Source organism: Streptococcus sp. KHUD_012 (assembly GCF_052588255.1).
In genome coordinates, this window is the sequence record NZ_CP159355.1 from 1,136,650 (window position 1) to 1,151,095 (window position 14,446).

15 protein-coding genes are annotated in these 14,446 nt (G+C 42.9%); 11 read left to right on the forward strand and 4 right to left on the reverse strand.

The window, feature by feature from the left end; genetic code table 11:
• The first annotated feature begins 17 nt into the window (after window positions 1-17).
• From ABVF55_RS05420 to ABVF55_RS05460, 9 genes are all read left to right on the forward strand, one after another.
• The gene (locus ABVF55_RS05420; protein WP_118095264.1) at window positions 18-1,553 is read left to right on the forward strand and encodes an ABC transporter ATP-binding protein; all 1,536 of its coding nucleotides are present in this window, start codon (window positions 18-20) and stop codon (window positions 1,551-1,553) included.
• Window positions 1,546-2,607, forward strand: a complete 1,062-nt coding sequence (locus ABVF55_RS05425) for an ABC transporter permease (protein WP_003007621.1) — start codon at window positions 1,546-1,548, stop codon at window positions 2,605-2,607. The genes ABVF55_RS05420 and ABVF55_RS05425 overlap by 8 nt, the downstream gene beginning before the upstream one ends.
• Window positions 2,607-3,563 (forward strand): ABC transporter permease, encoded by a 957-nt coding sequence (locus ABVF55_RS05430; protein ID WP_003007618.1) that lies wholly within the window; start codon window positions 2,607-2,609, stop codon window positions 3,561-3,563. Before ABVF55_RS05425 ends, ABVF55_RS05430 begins: the two co-directional genes overlap by 1 nt.
• A 275-nt stretch (window positions 3,564-3,838) precedes the next feature.
• On the forward strand, window positions 3,839-4,441 hold the full coding sequence (locus ABVF55_RS05435) for a hypothetical protein (RefSeq protein ID WP_445285003.1): 603 nt from the start codon (window positions 3,839-3,841) through the stop codon (window positions 4,439-4,441).
• Window positions 4,442-4,462: 21 nt separating this feature from the next.
• Entirely contained in the window at window positions 4,463-5,098 is a 636-nt protein-coding gene (locus tag ABVF55_RS05440; protein ID WP_445285004.1) for a copper homeostasis protein CutC, read from the forward strand.
• A gap of 103 nt (window positions 5,099-5,201) precedes the next feature.
• Complete coding sequence (locus tag ABVF55_RS05445; protein WP_445285005.1) at window positions 5,202-5,867, forward strand: MmcQ/YjbR family DNA-binding protein; 666 nt, start codon at window positions 5,202-5,204, stop codon at window positions 5,865-5,867.
• A gap of 1 nt (window position 5,868) precedes the next feature.
• The gene (locus ABVF55_RS05450; protein WP_445285006.1) at window positions 5,869-7,623 is read left to right on the forward strand and encodes an ABC transporter ATP-binding protein; all 1,755 of its coding nucleotides are present in this window, start codon (window positions 5,869-5,871) and stop codon (window positions 7,621-7,623) included.
• The gene (locus ABVF55_RS05455; RefSeq protein ID WP_445285007.1) at window positions 7,610-9,364 is read left to right on the forward strand and encodes an ABC transporter ATP-binding protein; all 1,755 of its coding nucleotides are present in this window, start codon (window positions 7,610-7,612) and stop codon (window positions 9,362-9,364) included. Before ABVF55_RS05450 ends, ABVF55_RS05455 begins: the two co-directional genes overlap by 14 nt.
• A 247-nt stretch (window positions 9,365-9,611) precedes the next feature.
• Window positions 9,612-9,860: a hypothetical protein gene (locus ABVF55_RS05460; protein WP_003001593.1), complete on the forward strand. Its 249-nt coding sequence runs from the start codon at window positions 9,612-9,614 to the stop codon at window positions 9,858-9,860.
• Window positions 9,861-9,878: 18 nt separating this feature from the next.
• Here the strand turns inward: ABVF55_RS05460 and ABVF55_RS05465 are convergent, their stop codons facing one another.
• From ABVF55_RS05465 to ABVF55_RS05475, 3 genes are all read right to left on the reverse strand, one after another.
• Window positions 9,879-11,183: an aminotransferase-like domain-containing protein gene (locus ABVF55_RS05465; protein ID WP_445285008.1), complete on the reverse strand. Its 1,305-nt coding sequence runs from the start codon at window positions 11,181-11,183 to the stop codon at window positions 9,879-9,881.
• A gap of 63 nt (window positions 11,184-11,246) precedes the next feature.
• Window positions 11,247-11,894 (reverse strand): PAQR family membrane homeostasis protein TrhA, encoded by a 648-nt coding sequence (trhA, locus tag ABVF55_RS05470; RefSeq protein ID WP_445285009.1) that lies wholly within the window; start codon window positions 11,892-11,894, stop codon window positions 11,247-11,249.
• The gene (locus tag ABVF55_RS05475; protein WP_320909131.1) at window positions 11,869-12,369 is read right to left on the reverse strand and encodes a DUF1836 domain-containing protein; all 501 of its coding nucleotides are present in this window, start codon (window positions 12,367-12,369) and stop codon (window positions 11,869-11,871) included. Before ABVF55_RS05475 ends, trhA begins: the two co-directional genes overlap by 26 nt.
• A 66-nt stretch (window positions 12,370-12,435) precedes the next feature.
• On the opposite strand from ABVF55_RS05475, the gene yaaA reads away from it, so the two are divergent.
• Window positions 12,436-13,161 (forward strand): peroxide stress protein YaaA, encoded by a 726-nt coding sequence (yaaA, locus tag ABVF55_RS05480; protein WP_445285010.1) that lies wholly within the window; start codon window positions 12,436-12,438, stop codon window positions 13,159-13,161.
• A 118-nt stretch (window positions 13,162-13,279) separates the two neighbouring features.
• Here the strand turns inward: yaaA and ABVF55_RS05485 are convergent, their stop codons facing one another.
• Window positions 13,280-13,726 carry a MarR family winged helix-turn-helix transcriptional regulator gene (locus ABVF55_RS05485; RefSeq protein WP_003001765.1) on the reverse strand — a complete coding sequence of 149 codons (447 nt, stop codon included), beginning with the start codon at window positions 13,724-13,726 and terminating at the stop codon, window positions 13,280-13,282.
• A 291-nt stretch (window positions 13,727-14,017) separates the two neighbouring features.
• On the opposite strand from ABVF55_RS05485, the gene ABVF55_RS05490 reads away from it, so the two are divergent.
• A complete protein-coding gene (locus ABVF55_RS05490) occupies window positions 14,018-14,431 on the forward strand; it encodes a cell wall elongation regulator TseB-like domain-containing protein (RefSeq protein WP_445285011.1) in 414 nt (137 codons plus the stop codon).
• Window positions 14,432-14,446 lie beyond the last annotated feature (15 nt).

The following is a 14,446-nucleotide window of genomic DNA, read 5'->3' on the forward strand; positions in this document are numbered from 1 at the left end:
GAAAGGAAAACACCCACATGACACATGAATATGTCATCGAAATGCGTGAGATTACCAAAAAATTTGGTGACTTTGTAGCAAATGATAAGATTAATCTTCAGTTGCGCAAAGGTGAAATCCATGCACTTCTTGGAGAAAATGGTGCAGGGAAATCTACCCTTATGAATATGCTGGCTGGTTTGTTGGAACCAACAAGCGGAGACATTGTGGTAAATGGAAATACTGTTAACCTAGACTCACCTTCAAAAGCAGCTTCTTTAGGAATTGGAATGGTGCACCAACACTTTATGTTGGTTGAAGCCTTCACTGTTGTTGAAAATATCATCCTTGGTTCTGAAACCACTAAACATGGTGTTTTGGACCTTAAAAAAGCCAGCCAAGATATCCTTGATTTGTCTAAAAAATATGGCTTGGCAGTAGATCCACATGCTAAAGTTGAGGATATTTCCGTTGGTGCGCAGCAACGTGTGGAAATCTTAAAGACGCTTTATCGTGGAGCCGACATCCTGATCTTCGATGAACCAACTGCAGTGTTGACACCAGCTGAAATCGAAGAATTGATGACAATCATGAAGAACTTGGCGAATGAAGGAAAATCCATTATCTTGATTACGCACAAGTTGGATGAAATCCGTGCTGTTTCAGACCGCGTAACGGTTATTCGCCGTGGGAAATCTATTGAGACAGTAGAGATTGGTGGAGCTACTAACCAAGACTTGGCCGAAATGATGGTCGGCCGTTCTGTTTCCTTTAAGACTGAAAAAGGTCCTTCTCAACCGAAAGAAGTGGTCTTGTCGATCGAAAACTTGGTTGTAAACGAAAACCGTGGTGTCCCAGCTGTTAAGAATTTGTCACTGGAACTTCGTGCTGGTGAAGTCGTTGGGATCGCAGGGATTGATGGAAATGGTCAGTCTGAGTTGATCCAAGCCATTACAGGTCTACGGAAGGTAAAATCGGGTTCAATTAAGATTAAAGGCAAGGATGTTGTAGGACTACGTCCACGTCAAATCACAGAAATGAAGGTAGGGCACGTCCCTGAAGACCGTCACCGGGATGGTTTGGTCCTTGATATGATGATCTCTGAAAACATGGCTCTTCAAACTTACTACAAAGAACCTCTTAGCAAGAATGGTATTTTAAATTATCCAAATATTACCTCTTATGCCAAGAAGTTGATGGAAGAGTTTGACGTTCGTGCAGCCAGTGAAGTGGTACCTGCTAAGGCTCTCTCAGGAGGGAACCAGCAAAAAGCCATTATCGCTCGCGAAATCGATCGCGATCCAGATCTCTTAATCGTCAGCCAGCCGACTCGTGGATTGGACGTTGGAGCGATCGAATATATCCACAAACGTTTGATTCAAGAACGGGATAATGGAAAAGCCGTTCTGGTTGTCAGCTTTGAATTAGATGAAATTTTGAATGTTTCTGACCGTATTGCAGTTATTCATGATGGGAAGATCCAAGGGATCGTAACCCCTGAAACAACGAATAAGCAAGAACTTGGAATCCTCATGGCAGGAGGACAAGTAAAGGAGGGAGCATCAAATGAATAAGAATTTAAAACAAATTGCCGTTCCATTGGTGTCTGTCCTTTTAGGACTGGTCTTAGGTGCCATTATTATGTGGGCCTTCAGCTATGATGCCCTTTGGGGATATGAATTGCTGTTTAAGAAAGCCTTTGGTTCGATTAAGAGTTGGGGTAATATTTCCCGTGCTATGGGGCCACTGATTTTAGTTGCTCTTGGATTTTCGGTAGCTAGCCGGGCCGGCTTCTTTAACGTTGGACTTCCTGGTCAGGCTTTTGCAGGATGGATCATGGCGACTTGGTTTGCCCTTTCCTTCCCAAATATGCCTCGCTTACTGATGATTCCGATGACCGTTTTGATTGCGGCTATCGCAGGTGGATTTATTGGAGCGATTCCTGGTTTCCTTCGTGCCTATCTCGGAACCAGTGAGGTCATTATCACCATTATGATGAACTACATTGTTCTCTATGGTGGGAATGCCTTGATTCATAGCTTCCCAGCTTCCTTGATGAAAAATAAGGACTCAACCATTGATGTGGGAGCTAACGCTGTCTACCAAACGGAGTGGTTGCGTAATTTGACAGACAAATCACAAATGAACATCGGGATCTTTTTTGCCATCATCGCAGTGGTGGTCATCTGGTTCTTGATGAAGAAAACAACACTTGGTTTTGAAATCCGTGCCGTTGGTCTCAATGCGAATGCGGCAGAATATGCTGGGATGTCTGCAAAACGGACCATTATCCTTTCTATGATCATTTCTGGTGCTCTTGCTGGTATCGGTGGGGTAGCAGAAGGTCTAGGTATTTACTCAAATGTCTACGTTCAAACCAGCTCAATGAGTGTTGGATTTAACGGAATGGCCGTTGCCCTTCTTGCGATGAATTCACCAATTGGTATTCCATTTGCTGCCTTCTTGTTTGGAGCACTTCAAATTGGGGGAGTTGGTATGAAGCCAGCTGCCATCCCTGAAGAAGTCGTTCAAATTGTGACAGCATCCATTATCTTCTTCGTATGTGCTCACTACATTATTGAAAAGATGATCTCGATGCGTTCAGCTAAAAAAGGAGGAGCAAACTAATGAGTATTGTAACGATTTTAAGTATTCTTGTTTCCTCTATGATTGTGTATGCGGCGCCGCTGATCTTCACAAGTATCGGAGGAGCATACTCAGAACACGCTGGGGTTGTTAACGTTGGTCTAGAAGGAATCATGGTTATGGGAGCCTTCTCAGGTATTATCTTTAACTTGACTTTTGAACCTGAGTTAGGAAGTTTGACACCATGGTTGTCCTTGATCGTTGCTGCAGGGATTGGAGTACTCTTCTCCTTGATTCACGCGGTGGCAACCATTCATTTCCGTGCTGACCATATCGTCTCAGGTACAGTATTGAACTTGATGGCACCTCCATTGGCAGTCTTCCTTGTTAAAGCGATGTATAACAAGGGACAAACTGATAATATCAAAGTTGCCTTCGGGAAAACGTCAATTCCAGTCTTATCTAAAATTCCGGTCATTGGGGATATTTTCTTCAACAATGCCAGCATCATCGGCTGGGTTGCGATTCTCTTTTCATTCTTTGCTTGGTTTATCATGTTCAAGACAAAATTTGGATTGCGTCTTCGTTCAGTTGGGGAACACCCACAAGCAGCAGATACATTGGGAATCAATGTTTATAAAATGCGCTACTTAGGAGTGATGATCTCAGGTGCCCTAGCTGGTATTGGAGGAGCCATATACGCTCAATCTATTTCCGTTAACTTTGCGGTGACTACTATTGTTGGTCCTGGGTTCATTGCCCTCGCAGCTATGATTTTCGGGAAATGGAACCCAATCGGGGCCATGCTGGCTAGTCTCTTCTTTGGAGCTTCGCAAAGTTTGGCTGTTATCGGGAATCAATTGCCTTTGCTTAAAGGTATCCCATCCATCTACTTGCAAATTGCGCCTTACGTCTTGACCATGGTTGTCTTGGCAGCCTTCTTCGGACAAGCAGTCGCACCAAAAGCAGATGGTGTTAACTACATTAAATCTAAATAATGCACAAAGAGAGGTTGGGACAAAAGTCCTAGCCTCTCAATTGTTTTTGGATTGTCGAGTAAGACGCAGTGGTTGAGTGGGCTCTACTACGCTGATTTCATCAGCTTTTACAGCCCTACTCAACTGTGCGGAGGTGGGACGACGAAATCGAATTCTAACGAATTACCGATTTCTGTCCCACGCTCTCTTTTGCTTTGTAAAGGCCCCTCTTAGTCGCAATTTCTTTAGATTTAGGGTACAATAAGAATACAACTTTTCATGTATCGGAGGAGCAGATGTTTAAGTGGATAAGACGCCTGATTGGCATGGTGATCGTTTTATTTATTTTATTAGTGATCTTATTGGTCCCTGGCTCTATCCCTGAAGGGGAGCAACTGAGAAATGTGCAGGCAGGGAGTTCTTTGATTGAGTTGGCTCAAAATGCTGTTTCAAATGCCTCTGTGAGCACTGAAGGGCTCTCAACTGAGCTAAGTCTCAATTCAGTGCAATTGAGTCAGGTCGTAAAAACAAGTGCTGGATCCGCCCTTGACAATTCTGACTATCAAAAGATGGCATTAGGAATGGATGGCAATGACCTTCATGTCAAAGTTCCTGTATCATTAGGGCCAGTTGATAGCTATCTAGATTTAACCATGACCGGTCAAGTTGAAAACAATGTCATGAATTTGACCGTGACCGGTGCTAAATTAGGGAAAATGCCCATTCCAAAATTCTTGGTTCTCAACTATTTGAAGGATCAATCCAATCAAAATGGAGGCGGCTTCACAGTGAATGGTGATCAAATCACCCTTGATATCCCTCAAGCAGGCTATAGCATCTCAAAAGCGAGAGTGGAAAATGGCAATGCGAAGGTAACCGTTAGTATATCCTTGTTTTAAGTCTTTGTAATTGGAGTTGTCATGCTTGTCTTTGAATTTTGTGCAGAGAATTTAACTTATATTGATAAGGCGATTGCTGCTGGGGCAGGTCGCATTGAACTGTGCGATAACCTGGCAGTAGGAGGGACCACACCTAGTATAGGTGTGATCAATGAAGCAATCAAACTGACAAGAGAGAAGTCTGTGGATCTATGTGTCATTATCCGACCCCGTGGTGGCGATTTTGTCTACACTGATCTGGAAGTCGAAGCTATGCTGACGGATATTCGTGCTGCGAAAGAAATAGGGGTTACTTCTTTTGTGCTGGGAGTGCTGACGAGCGATCGAAAGTTGGACCAGAGGATCATGCAGCTTTTACTAGCAGCCTGTGGAGAGGCAGAGGTGGTCTTTCATATGGCCTTTGATGAGTTATCTCATACAGATCAGCTAGAAGCGATTGAGTGGCTTTCTGATCAGGGTGTGGCCCGTATTTTAACACGAGCCGGAAGTCCAGGTGACCCACTAGAGCAACGTTTTGCACACTATCATCGTTTATTAGATGCGGCTAAGGAAAAGATTCAGATCCTGCCAGGTGGGGGTGTGACCCTTGATAATCGTCAGCTCTTTTTGGAGCAATTGGGCGTTTGTCAACTGCATGGCACGCGCATCGTGTTTTAAAGAAGAATCGATTGCTGCTTTAGGTAGTTTTGAGGATCTGTTATCAAGGTTGGGGACGTTGTTTCCAACCTCTTCTAGTGCAAAAATGAATAAGGGAGAGAAAATGTTTTTAGAGCATTATTTTGACCGGTACACTTTTCAGCCAGAAAAGGGATTGGCTTACGGATTTGAAAAGAGAGGGGCAGGCTATGAGTACCAGTGTCCCGTCTTATCGGACACTTTTCTCTTAAATGTCCAGGTCTGCGACCGGAAGATTTCTTTTCAGGTCTATGATCAGGATACAGGGGACGAGTATATCCAGATCCATCTGGAACAGCTACAAGGAAATTTCGTTGGCCAAGTCAGAGAAGCTTGTCAGGAAAGTCTTGCAAGGATCCGCCAAGCTTGTTTTGAGGTAGAAGAATTTCTCTATCCTCAAGCCAAGCGTCTCATGGCCTATATCTCCCTGCACTATCAGGGAACGATTGAGTATTTGTGGGAAAGATCTCCGGAATCCGGCGCTATTCGCCACCGAGACACCCTCAAGTGGTATGGTGTCTTTATGACCATTGATTGGAAAAAACTGGATGCTAGCAAGTCTGGGAAAATAGAAGTTTTGAATGTTAAGTCTGATCAAGTAGCCCATTTCATCCAGCAGAAGGGGATTTATCCAGCTTTTCATATGAATAAAAAATATTGGGTGAGTATCCCCTTAGATGGAACAATTGCTGATGAGGAGTTGTTTGCTCTAGTGGATAGTAGTTGGCAACTCACAAAAAAGGGGAAATAAGATGAATCTGTTGAGGAAATTATCTTGGTTTTTTAATTTAGAGAAGAAGCGATACTTGATCGGGATAGGGTCTTTGATCTTGGTTAGTTTTTTAAATCTCATTCCTCCAAGAATCATGGGACTTGTGATCGATTTGATCGATAAAAGAAGGCTGACGCTGGGCCAGTTAGTTGTAGATATCGCTCTTTTGGTCCTCGCAGCTCTTGCCATGTATGGCCTTCGTTTTGTCTGGAGACGCTATATTTTTGGAACGGCCAATAAGTTGGCTCGGATCTTGCGTTACCGTTTGTTTAAGCAATTTACGCTCATGTCTCCGTCTTTTTATCAGCGTTATCGGACAGGGGATCTCATGGCCCATGCTACTAATGATATCAATGCGGTAACCATGTTTGCCGGTGGCGGTGTTATGTCTGCTGTAGATGCTTCTGTGACAGCCTTGGTGACACTGGTCAGCATGTTTTTCATGATTGATTGGCGCTTAACCCTCTTGGCTATTTTGCCCCTACCCGTTATGGTGGTAGTGACTTCCGCCATTGGCCGCAAAAACCACAAAGCCTTCAAAGAGGCCCAAGAAGGCTTCTCAGAGCTGAACAACTTTGTTCAGGAATCAGTATCAGGAGTCAAGGTGACCAAATCCTTTGGCTTTCAGGCAGATGAGACTCGGGCTTTTGAAAAAACCAATCAAATGCTCTTCTCAAAGAATATGACTTCAGCCGGTTACAATGCTTTGTTTGATCCGACCACTCTTCTTTTTGTCGGTCTCTCCTATGTCTTGACGCTCTACTTCGGGGGGCTATTTGTTCAGGAAGGGAGCCTGACGGTTGGACAAATCGTAACCTTTATTACCTATCTCAATATGCTCGTCTGGCCCCTTCAAGCCATGGGCTTCTTGTTTAATATTAGTCAGCGTGCTAGCGTCTCCTATGATCGGATTGAGACACTTTTAGCAGAAATACCTGATATCCAAGATCCGAGTCAACCAGTCAGAGAAATCCAAAACGGCGATCTGGAATATGACATTGAAGAATTCGCCTATGAGAAAGAGCCTGTCCTTGAAAAGGTTGCCTTTCATTTAGAAAAAGGGCAAACCCTTGGAATTGTAGGACCAACTGGATCTGGAAAAACCACCTTGTTGCGTCTCTTGCTTAGAGAGCATGACTTGGAGCAGGGAGATATCTTGCTCAATGGAATCTCTATCAAAGACTATCGTTTAGAAGATCTTCGAAGCTTGATCGGCTACGTCCCTCAAGATCAGATTCTCTTTGCCATGACCATTCGCGAGAATGTCGCTTTTTCAGATCCACAGATCAAGGAAGAAGAGGTGATGAAGGCTCTGAGAACTTGTGGAGTCTATGAGGATATTCTGGCCATGCCAGACCAGATGGAGACAGTGCTGGGAGAGCGAGGGGTCTCTCTTTCTGGCGGGCAAAAGCAACGGATTGCCATGAGTCGTGCTTTGGTCATGAATCCTGAGATCTTGATTCTGGATGATTCCCTGTCGGCAGTAGATGCTAAAACGGAGCACCAAATCATTGAAAATATGAAGCAGGAACGCAAGGGGAAAACAACGATTATAACAGCCCACCGCCTATCAGCGATCGTTCATGCGGATTTGATTCTGGTAATGGAGAATGGACAGATCAAGGAGCGAGGAAATCACGAGGAATTAATGGCTCAAAAAGGTTGGTACTATGAAACCTACCAAGCCCAACAATTATCAGAAGAAATGGAGGGAAAGCTGAATGAAAACATCTGAAGCTCATGTGATGAAGCGGCTCTTGACTTACATGTGGCGTTATAAATGGTTAACGGCCCTAGCCTTAGCCTTTACCTTCCTGACTAGTCTGTTATTGACGGCGATCCCTCTTGCAGCCCGCTGGTATATTGACCACCTAGTGGATCCAACAGAAACAGACTCACCAGTTCTGACAGCTTTTCAGTTTTTGATTCTCTACTATGGGTTATTCATTGGGCGTGTGCTGGCGACTTACCTGAGCCAGTTAACCTTTGCGCGCGTATCCAATTCTATCGTAAGAGACATTCGTCTAGATATTTTCCAAAATCTTCAAAGGTTGGGCATGTCCTTTTATGACCAGACAGCAGCAGGTTCGATTGTTTCGCGTGTGACCAATGATACACAGGCAGTCGCAGATATGTTTTCTACGGTCTTTTCAAGCCTGGTTTCATCCTTTTTACTCTTTCTAGTCACTCTAGTAACCATGTTTAGCTTGGACTGGCATTTGACCATTTGGATCCTGCCTTTTCTTCCCATCATTTGGTTTTCCATCCGTCTCTATCGCAAGTTATCCAATCGCTTGGTCAAGATGACCCGACAAAAATTATCAGATATCAATGTGAAATTATCGGAATCTATCGAAGGAATGCGGATCGTGCAGGCCTTTCGTCAAGAAAAGCGTTTGACGGATGAATTCGAACAGATTAATGGGGAACATTTGGACTATGCCAACCGATCTGTGGATGTCAATTCCCTCTTTTTGAGGCCAGCTATGACCCTGTTACAGGTCCTGGCTTATGCGGTTATTCTAACCTTTTTCGGCCTAAATTGGCAGTCCTCTGGCTTTACGGCAGGTCTTATCTATGCCTTTATCCAATATGTTAACCAGCTTTTCCAGCCCTTGATTGATGTCACCCAAAATTTTGCAACCTTGCAGACCTCAACCATTTCTGCAGGTCGTGTCTTTGAGATGATGGATCGAGACGACTATGAACCCAAGCAAGCTGGTAGCCTGAAAGAGATCGAGCGGGGGGATATTCGTTTTGAGCATGTATCTTTTTCTTATGATAGCAAACGGGATGTCCTAAAAGAGATCTCCTTTGAGGTCAAAAACGGACAAACCATCGCTTTTGTTGGTCATACTGGTTCTGGTAAATCTTCTATTATCAATCTCTTCATGCGCTTTTATGAATTTGATCGTGGCCAGATCTTGATTGATGGACAGGATATCAAGGACTACAGCCAGGAAGCCTTGCGCAAGTCCATTGGTCTAGTGTTGCAGGAACCCTTCCTCTATCATGGAACCATTGCTTCTAATATACGGATGTACCATGAAGAACTGACAAATGAGGAAATCCGACAAGCAGCTGCATTTGTGGATGTAGCAGACTTTATTGAGAGTCTACCTGGTGGCTATGATCATCCGGTAACAGAGCGGGGTTCTACCTTATCGACCGGTCAGCGTCAGCTTCTGGCTTTTGCCCGGACCATTGCTGCCCAGCCTAAGATCCTCATTTTGGATGAGGCCACTGCCAATATCGACCAAGAGACGGAAGAGATGATCCAAAACTCTTTGAAGAAGATGCGCCAAGGGCGGACAACCATTGCCATTGCCCATCGTCTTTCTACCATCCAAGATGCCGATTGCATCTATGTTCTAGATAAGGGAAAAATCATCGAATCGGGCAATCACGACCAACTCATTGCTCTAGGAGGAACGTATAAGAAAATGTATGACCTTCAGGCCGGTATGATGAAATAAGGACAAACAAGGAGGCTGGGACAAAAGTCCTAGCCTCTCAATTATTTTTGGATTGTCGAGCAAGACGTAGTGGTTGAGTGGGCTCTACTACGCTGATTTCATCAGCTTTTACAGCCCAACTCAACTGTGCGGAGGTGGGACGACGAAATCGAATTCTAACGAATTATCGATTTCTGTCCCACTCTCTTGTTTTTCTTTCTTGAAAGCTGTAAAATATAGAAAAGAACAGAAAAAGGGAGCATACACCATGTCAAACGATCTGATCCTGATGGGAGTTGTCATTGTCTTATTTGGACTTTATTTCACCCTTCAAGTTGAGCTCAATAAAGTCAGAAATCAATTCACCCACTATCTTCTAAAACCAGGTAGTATTTCCAAGGAACAAAGAGAGAAGTACCTCAAAGAACCAGAGATGGAAGCGATTCGCCTAATTCGTCTCGATTATCGGATCGGTCTTCAAAATGCCAAACTGATCTATGAGCAATTGAAGAAATAAGAAAGACCCTCGTATAGTTTATACGAGGGTTTCTCTTTCAAAAAAAGTCGTCAGCTTTGGTAAAACATTGGCCACATCTGCTGATTTAATCTTAGCGAGTTGATAAGGACAAGAAGTGATGTAGGCTGCTTCAAAGAAATCAAGCGGGAGTCCACTGTGTTTTAAGGCAGCAAGAGATTTGACCTGATGAAGATCTAGTAGGATCCCATCGTGGGTCAGGGTCAGATGAGGGAGAAGAGAAGACTGATCCATCAAGGTCTTCAATCTTTCTTCTTCCTCTTTTTTTCTGGCTAGGAGTCGTTTTTTATTGGTCAGATACATACCATTATCAATGTAGAGACTTAAGGCCTTTTGCATGATTAGATTGCTATCATAGTCCAGGATCGTCTTATAGGTCAAGACTGGCTTTAGAAGGTCTTGGGGAAGGATCGTAGAAGTGATGCGAAGAGCAGAAAAGAGATTGGTCGAAAAAGATTTGATATAGATGACTCGATCCTTTTGATCCAAATAATGAAAAGATGGAGCATTGCTGCCATCAAGATCTCCCAAATAGTCGTCCTCAACAAGGTAGACATCATATTGGTCAGCTAGTTGCAAGATCGCTTCTTTCTGCTTGGACGAATAGCTATGACCAAGCGGATAGTGAAAACGAGGGATTGTGTAGAAGAATTTGATATGACCACTTTTGAAAATCTCTTCAAGTTTCTCGAGATCAATCCCCGTTAAATTACGTTGAATGGTACGGTAGGCAAGTTGCTGCGAATCTAAGAGTTGGTTCATCCGATGATAAGTCGGTTGCTCGATCAAGATTTGAGACTTTTTATTGGGAAAGTCAATCTGGCTGAGGATATTAAGCGCCTGCTGAGTACCAGCAGTCAAAACAATCTGATCTGCAGTCGTATAAATACCTTCTTCCTTCAATAAGCCTTGAATGGATTGGCGTACTTCGAGTAAGCCTGATTGGTCCGAAAAGTTATTAAAGAGATAATTCTCCCGTCCAATCAAGGTTTCGTTGATACAGGTTCGGAAGTCCTCAAAAGCCTGGTTGCGGTCTTTCTCTAATTTTAGTGGAAGATCCTCATGTCGATTAGGTTCTTGCTCCAAAACATAGTAGCCACTTTGAGGCTTAGCATAGAGGAAGTGCTGGTAAGTCAAGTCCAGCAAGGCTCGTTGCACCGTGTCCTTACTACAAGAAAATAGACTGGCTAACTGACGAACAGAAGGAATTTTCTGTCCGGTTTCGAGCTGGCCTTGTTGAATAGCTTTTTTTAAGAAATCGATAATTTGTTGGTATTTGCTCGTCTTCATCCTGACTGTCCCCATACAGTTTTTTTCTATTGTACAGAAAAAATCACAAAAAAACCACTCCGAAGAGTGGCGGCAGTATTACATAAAGTAAACAATGGCTAAATACTGAAGGGCAGAAGCGGCAAGGATGAAAAGGTGCCAAATCATATGGAAATATGGTTTTTTCTTGGCATAAAAGCCAGCTCCAACCGTGTAGCACAGACCGCCCATGAGCATGAGACCCCAGAAGATCGGATTGGTTTGGCTTACGATTTGGGGAATAATAAAGATAACCAACCAGCCCATGATCAAGTAAAGAGCGAGACTGAACTTTTCATTGACTTTTTTGGCAAAGATTTTGTAGAGAATACCAAAGATGGTGGTCCCCCATTGGATCAAGATAATGCTGTAGCCCATCCAGTTGTTCATCAAGGTGAGGACAACTGGTGTGTAACTACCTGCGATCGCAATGTAGATCATGGAATGGTCGATAATGCGAAGTACATACTTTTGAGGTGAATCGTAAGACATGGCATGGTAGACGGTCGAAGACAGAAACATCAAAAAGAGACTAATAACAAAGATAGAAGTCCCAAAGGCGCTAAGCAGACCGTGTTGTTCAAAGCTATAGACTGCAGAGATCGGAAGCAAGATCAGCATGAGGAGGGCGCCAACAGCATGGGTTACGCTATTGGCGATCTCTTCTTCAAAGGATAATTTTTTACTTAGTTTCATGGTGTAATTCATCAGTTTCTTCCTCCGTTTTTACTGGTTGAATATAAGTCAGGGTTTCAAGATAAAGTTGAACCGTCTGACAGGCAGAGCGAATGATAGGAGCGATCGGCTCTTTTTGATCATTTAGATAAGCAACAAAGCTATTATAGAGAAGATCAGAGCTTGCCTGGTCCTGCAAGAAATTTAAGGTAGAAGCGATCTCCTGAATAGAAAAGACCGTTTTTAAGGTTGTAATAGCGATCAAGCGAGCCACCTGTCTACGCTGGTATTTCTTCTTATCTGGTTTTTCGACATAGCCATGTTTTACGTAATTGTTGATCATGGCAGCCGTCAAGCCCTTGTCTGAAGAAGAGAGAACAGGTGCACAGGTTTTATTGACATAAAGTAGGACCTGATCAAGATAGAGGTCTAGCTCAGGCAGTTGCTCCCACGTTGGATAGGAAAAAGTGGCCACGAAATCTTCACCTTTCTTTAATCTAGTTTTCATAACTAGATAATAACATTAATAAAAACTCCTGTCAAGAAAATTTGAAAAATATGGTACAATAGACCTATGAAACTATTAATTCCATCCGCCAAAGAACTGAACGAACAGGCTCGTATCGTCGAGCCCCAACCCTTGTCAGAGAAGACAAAAACCATCCTTCAAGCTATGAATCAATTCTCGCTAACAGAATTAGCGACCTTTTACGGGATCTCAGAGGAAAGAGCTCTAGTAGAAAAGGAAAGAATTGGGGCTCTGTTAGCTGGGAGTGCTAAAACCTATCCTGCTTTGGAACTGTTTGATGGCCTTATGTATCGTAGTATCGAGCGTCAAGACTTATCCGAAAAAGAGCAGGCTTATCTGCAGGAGCATTTGTTAATCACGACTGCTTTATATGGTGTGCTACCTGCCTATGAAGGGATTGCTCCCCATCGCTTGGATTTTATGATGAAGCTAAAACCAGCTGGAAAATCTCTAAAGGTACTCTGGAAAGAGGACTATGATCAGGCAGTAGAAGATGAAGAACAGATCTTATCTCTTTTGTCTTCTGAGTTTGAACAAGTCTTTTCAAAAGCCATTCGTGAGCGAATGATTCGGATCAAATTCATGGAGAATCGTGGTGGGACCCTGAAGATTCACTCGACGATTTCAAAAAAAGCACGTGGGGCCATGGTGACAGCTATGATGAAGGAAGAAATCATCCATCTAGAAGATCTGAAATCATTAGAAGTAGCAGGTTTCTCTTATCGTGAGGATTTATCGCAAGAGAAGGAATGGGTCTTTGTGAAAGAATAAATAAAAATATTCCTGAGAAGCGTCAGGAATATTTTTTTGATCTATTAGATAAAGAGAATGCACGATGAAAACTCCAAAATAGAGGATTTTGGAGTCAGAATCGTCTTGAGCAGTAGGCTTAGGCGATATGTTTGAATTTCTTCAAGAGTTCTGTCAACTCAGCTTGCTCACCACTATTAAAGACTTGCATCAAGCGTTGAATATTTTTGATATGATCTGGAAGAGCTTCTTCGATCTTTTTACGACCGGCATCTGTAATAGATACAAGATAAGCACGGCGGTCTTCTGGATCGGTTTCGCGTGTAATCCAACCATCGCGGACCATATTGCGAATAACCACAGTCATATTTCCAGAGGTCGCAAGAATGCTATCAATCAGATCTTGAATGCGGAGATCGCCTTTGCTGTACAAGGTCTCAAGTACAGAGAATTGAGTTGGTGTCAACTGGTGCTTTTTAAAGATATGAGCCTCAGAGGCACGGATCAATCGTTCTGCCTTGTGGAAGACGATCATGGTTTTTAAATCTACGTTTGCTTCTTTGAATAATCTCTTTAAATTTTCCATATCTATATTTTATCAATAAATAGTATTTCTGTCGTTTAATTTTATTTTCAAATTAGTTACAAAATTGTGACAAATTTATTAAACTATGAACAAATGATAGCAAAGGTGTTAATTTTACTTTGCTTATCAAACAATTTTATACTAAAACATTGTAACAGGTATGAAATATTAGTAACAATTCTTTCTTGAAAATCTATAGAATTCTAGGTGGCTTTGGTGTATAATGAGGGAGTGAAACAGAAAAATAATCTTTTTATAGTATGGCAACATATAATAGGAATCTGTATCTTAGTGTTGACGGTCCTTTTTTCTTGGCTATTTCTTGCTGAAAAAACTTCTGTTCGCTTGCAGGATCAAATTGCGCAAGCAAGAAAAATAGCTCTGTCTCACTCTTCGATTGCGACTATTGAGACGGAGAGTTTCTTTCATGGCAAAGAAGCCTATCTTTCCTTCATTGGCAAGGACCAAGAGGGGCAAGATCTAGCGGTTTTGGTGGCGCAGGCGGATGATGCAGTCTATACCTACCCTTTGAAAGAAGGAGTTAGTTCCAAAGAGGCAGCTTCTGTCGTCAAAGAGAAGAGTCAGGACGCGATTGATCGGGTAACTTTTGGACGCTTTAAAGGCAAACCGATCTGGGAAGTCAAGGCTGGGAGCTCTTATTATGTGGTGGATTTCAAGACTGGGAAAGTCACCGGTGTTATTTAAGATTTGAGGAGGAAA

What these genes read in the sequence shown, in the direction of transcription:
- ABVF55_RS05420 (WP_118095264.1), top strand. Translation starts at nt 18, where the DNA reads ATGACACATGAATATGTCATCGAAATGCGTGAGATTACCAAAAAATTT.
- ABVF55_RS05425 (WP_003007621.1), top strand. Translation starts at nt 1,546, where the DNA reads ATGAATAAGAATTTAAAACAAATTGCCGTTCCATTGGTGTCTGTCCTT.
- ABVF55_RS05430 (WP_003007618.1), top strand. Translation starts at nt 2,607, where the DNA reads ATGAGTATTGTAACGATTTTAAGTATTCTTGTTTCCTCTATGATTGTG.
- ABVF55_RS05435 (WP_445285003.1), top strand. Translation starts at nt 3,839, where the DNA reads ATGTTTAAGTGGATAAGACGCCTGATTGGCATGGTGATCGTTTTATTT.
- ABVF55_RS05440 (WP_445285004.1), top strand. Translation starts at nt 4,463, where the DNA reads ATGCTTGTCTTTGAATTTTGTGCAGAGAATTTAACTTATATTGATAAG.
- ABVF55_RS05445 (WP_445285005.1), top strand. Translation starts at nt 5,202, where the DNA reads ATGTTTTTAGAGCATTATTTTGACCGGTACACTTTTCAGCCAGAAAAG.
- ABVF55_RS05450 (WP_445285006.1), top strand. Translation starts at nt 5,869, where the DNA reads ATGAATCTGTTGAGGAAATTATCTTGGTTTTTTAATTTAGAGAAGAAG.
- ABVF55_RS05455 (WP_445285007.1), top strand. Translation starts at nt 7,610, where the DNA reads ATGAAAACATCTGAAGCTCATGTGATGAAGCGGCTCTTGACTTACATG.
- ABVF55_RS05460 (WP_003001593.1), top strand. Translation starts at nt 9,612, where the DNA reads ATGTCAAACGATCTGATCCTGATGGGAGTTGTCATTGTCTTATTTGGA.
- ABVF55_RS05465 (WP_445285008.1), bottom strand. Translation starts at nt 11,183, where the DNA reads ATGGGGACAGTCAGGATGAAGACGAGCAAATACCAACAAATTATCGAT.
- trhA (WP_445285009.1), bottom strand. Translation starts at nt 11,894, where the DNA reads ATGAATTACACCATGAAACTAAGTAAAAAATTATCCTTTGAAGAAGAG.
- ABVF55_RS05475 (WP_320909131.1), bottom strand. Translation starts at nt 12,369, where the DNA reads ATGAAAACTAGATTAAAGAAAGGTGAAGATTTCGTGGCCACTTTTTCC.
- yaaA (WP_445285010.1), top strand. Translation starts at nt 12,436, where the DNA reads ATGAAACTATTAATTCCATCCGCCAAAGAACTGAACGAACAGGCTCGT.
- ABVF55_RS05485 (WP_003001765.1), bottom strand. Translation starts at nt 13,726, where the DNA reads ATGGAAAATTTAAAGAGATTATTCAAAGAAGCAAACGTAGATTTAAAA.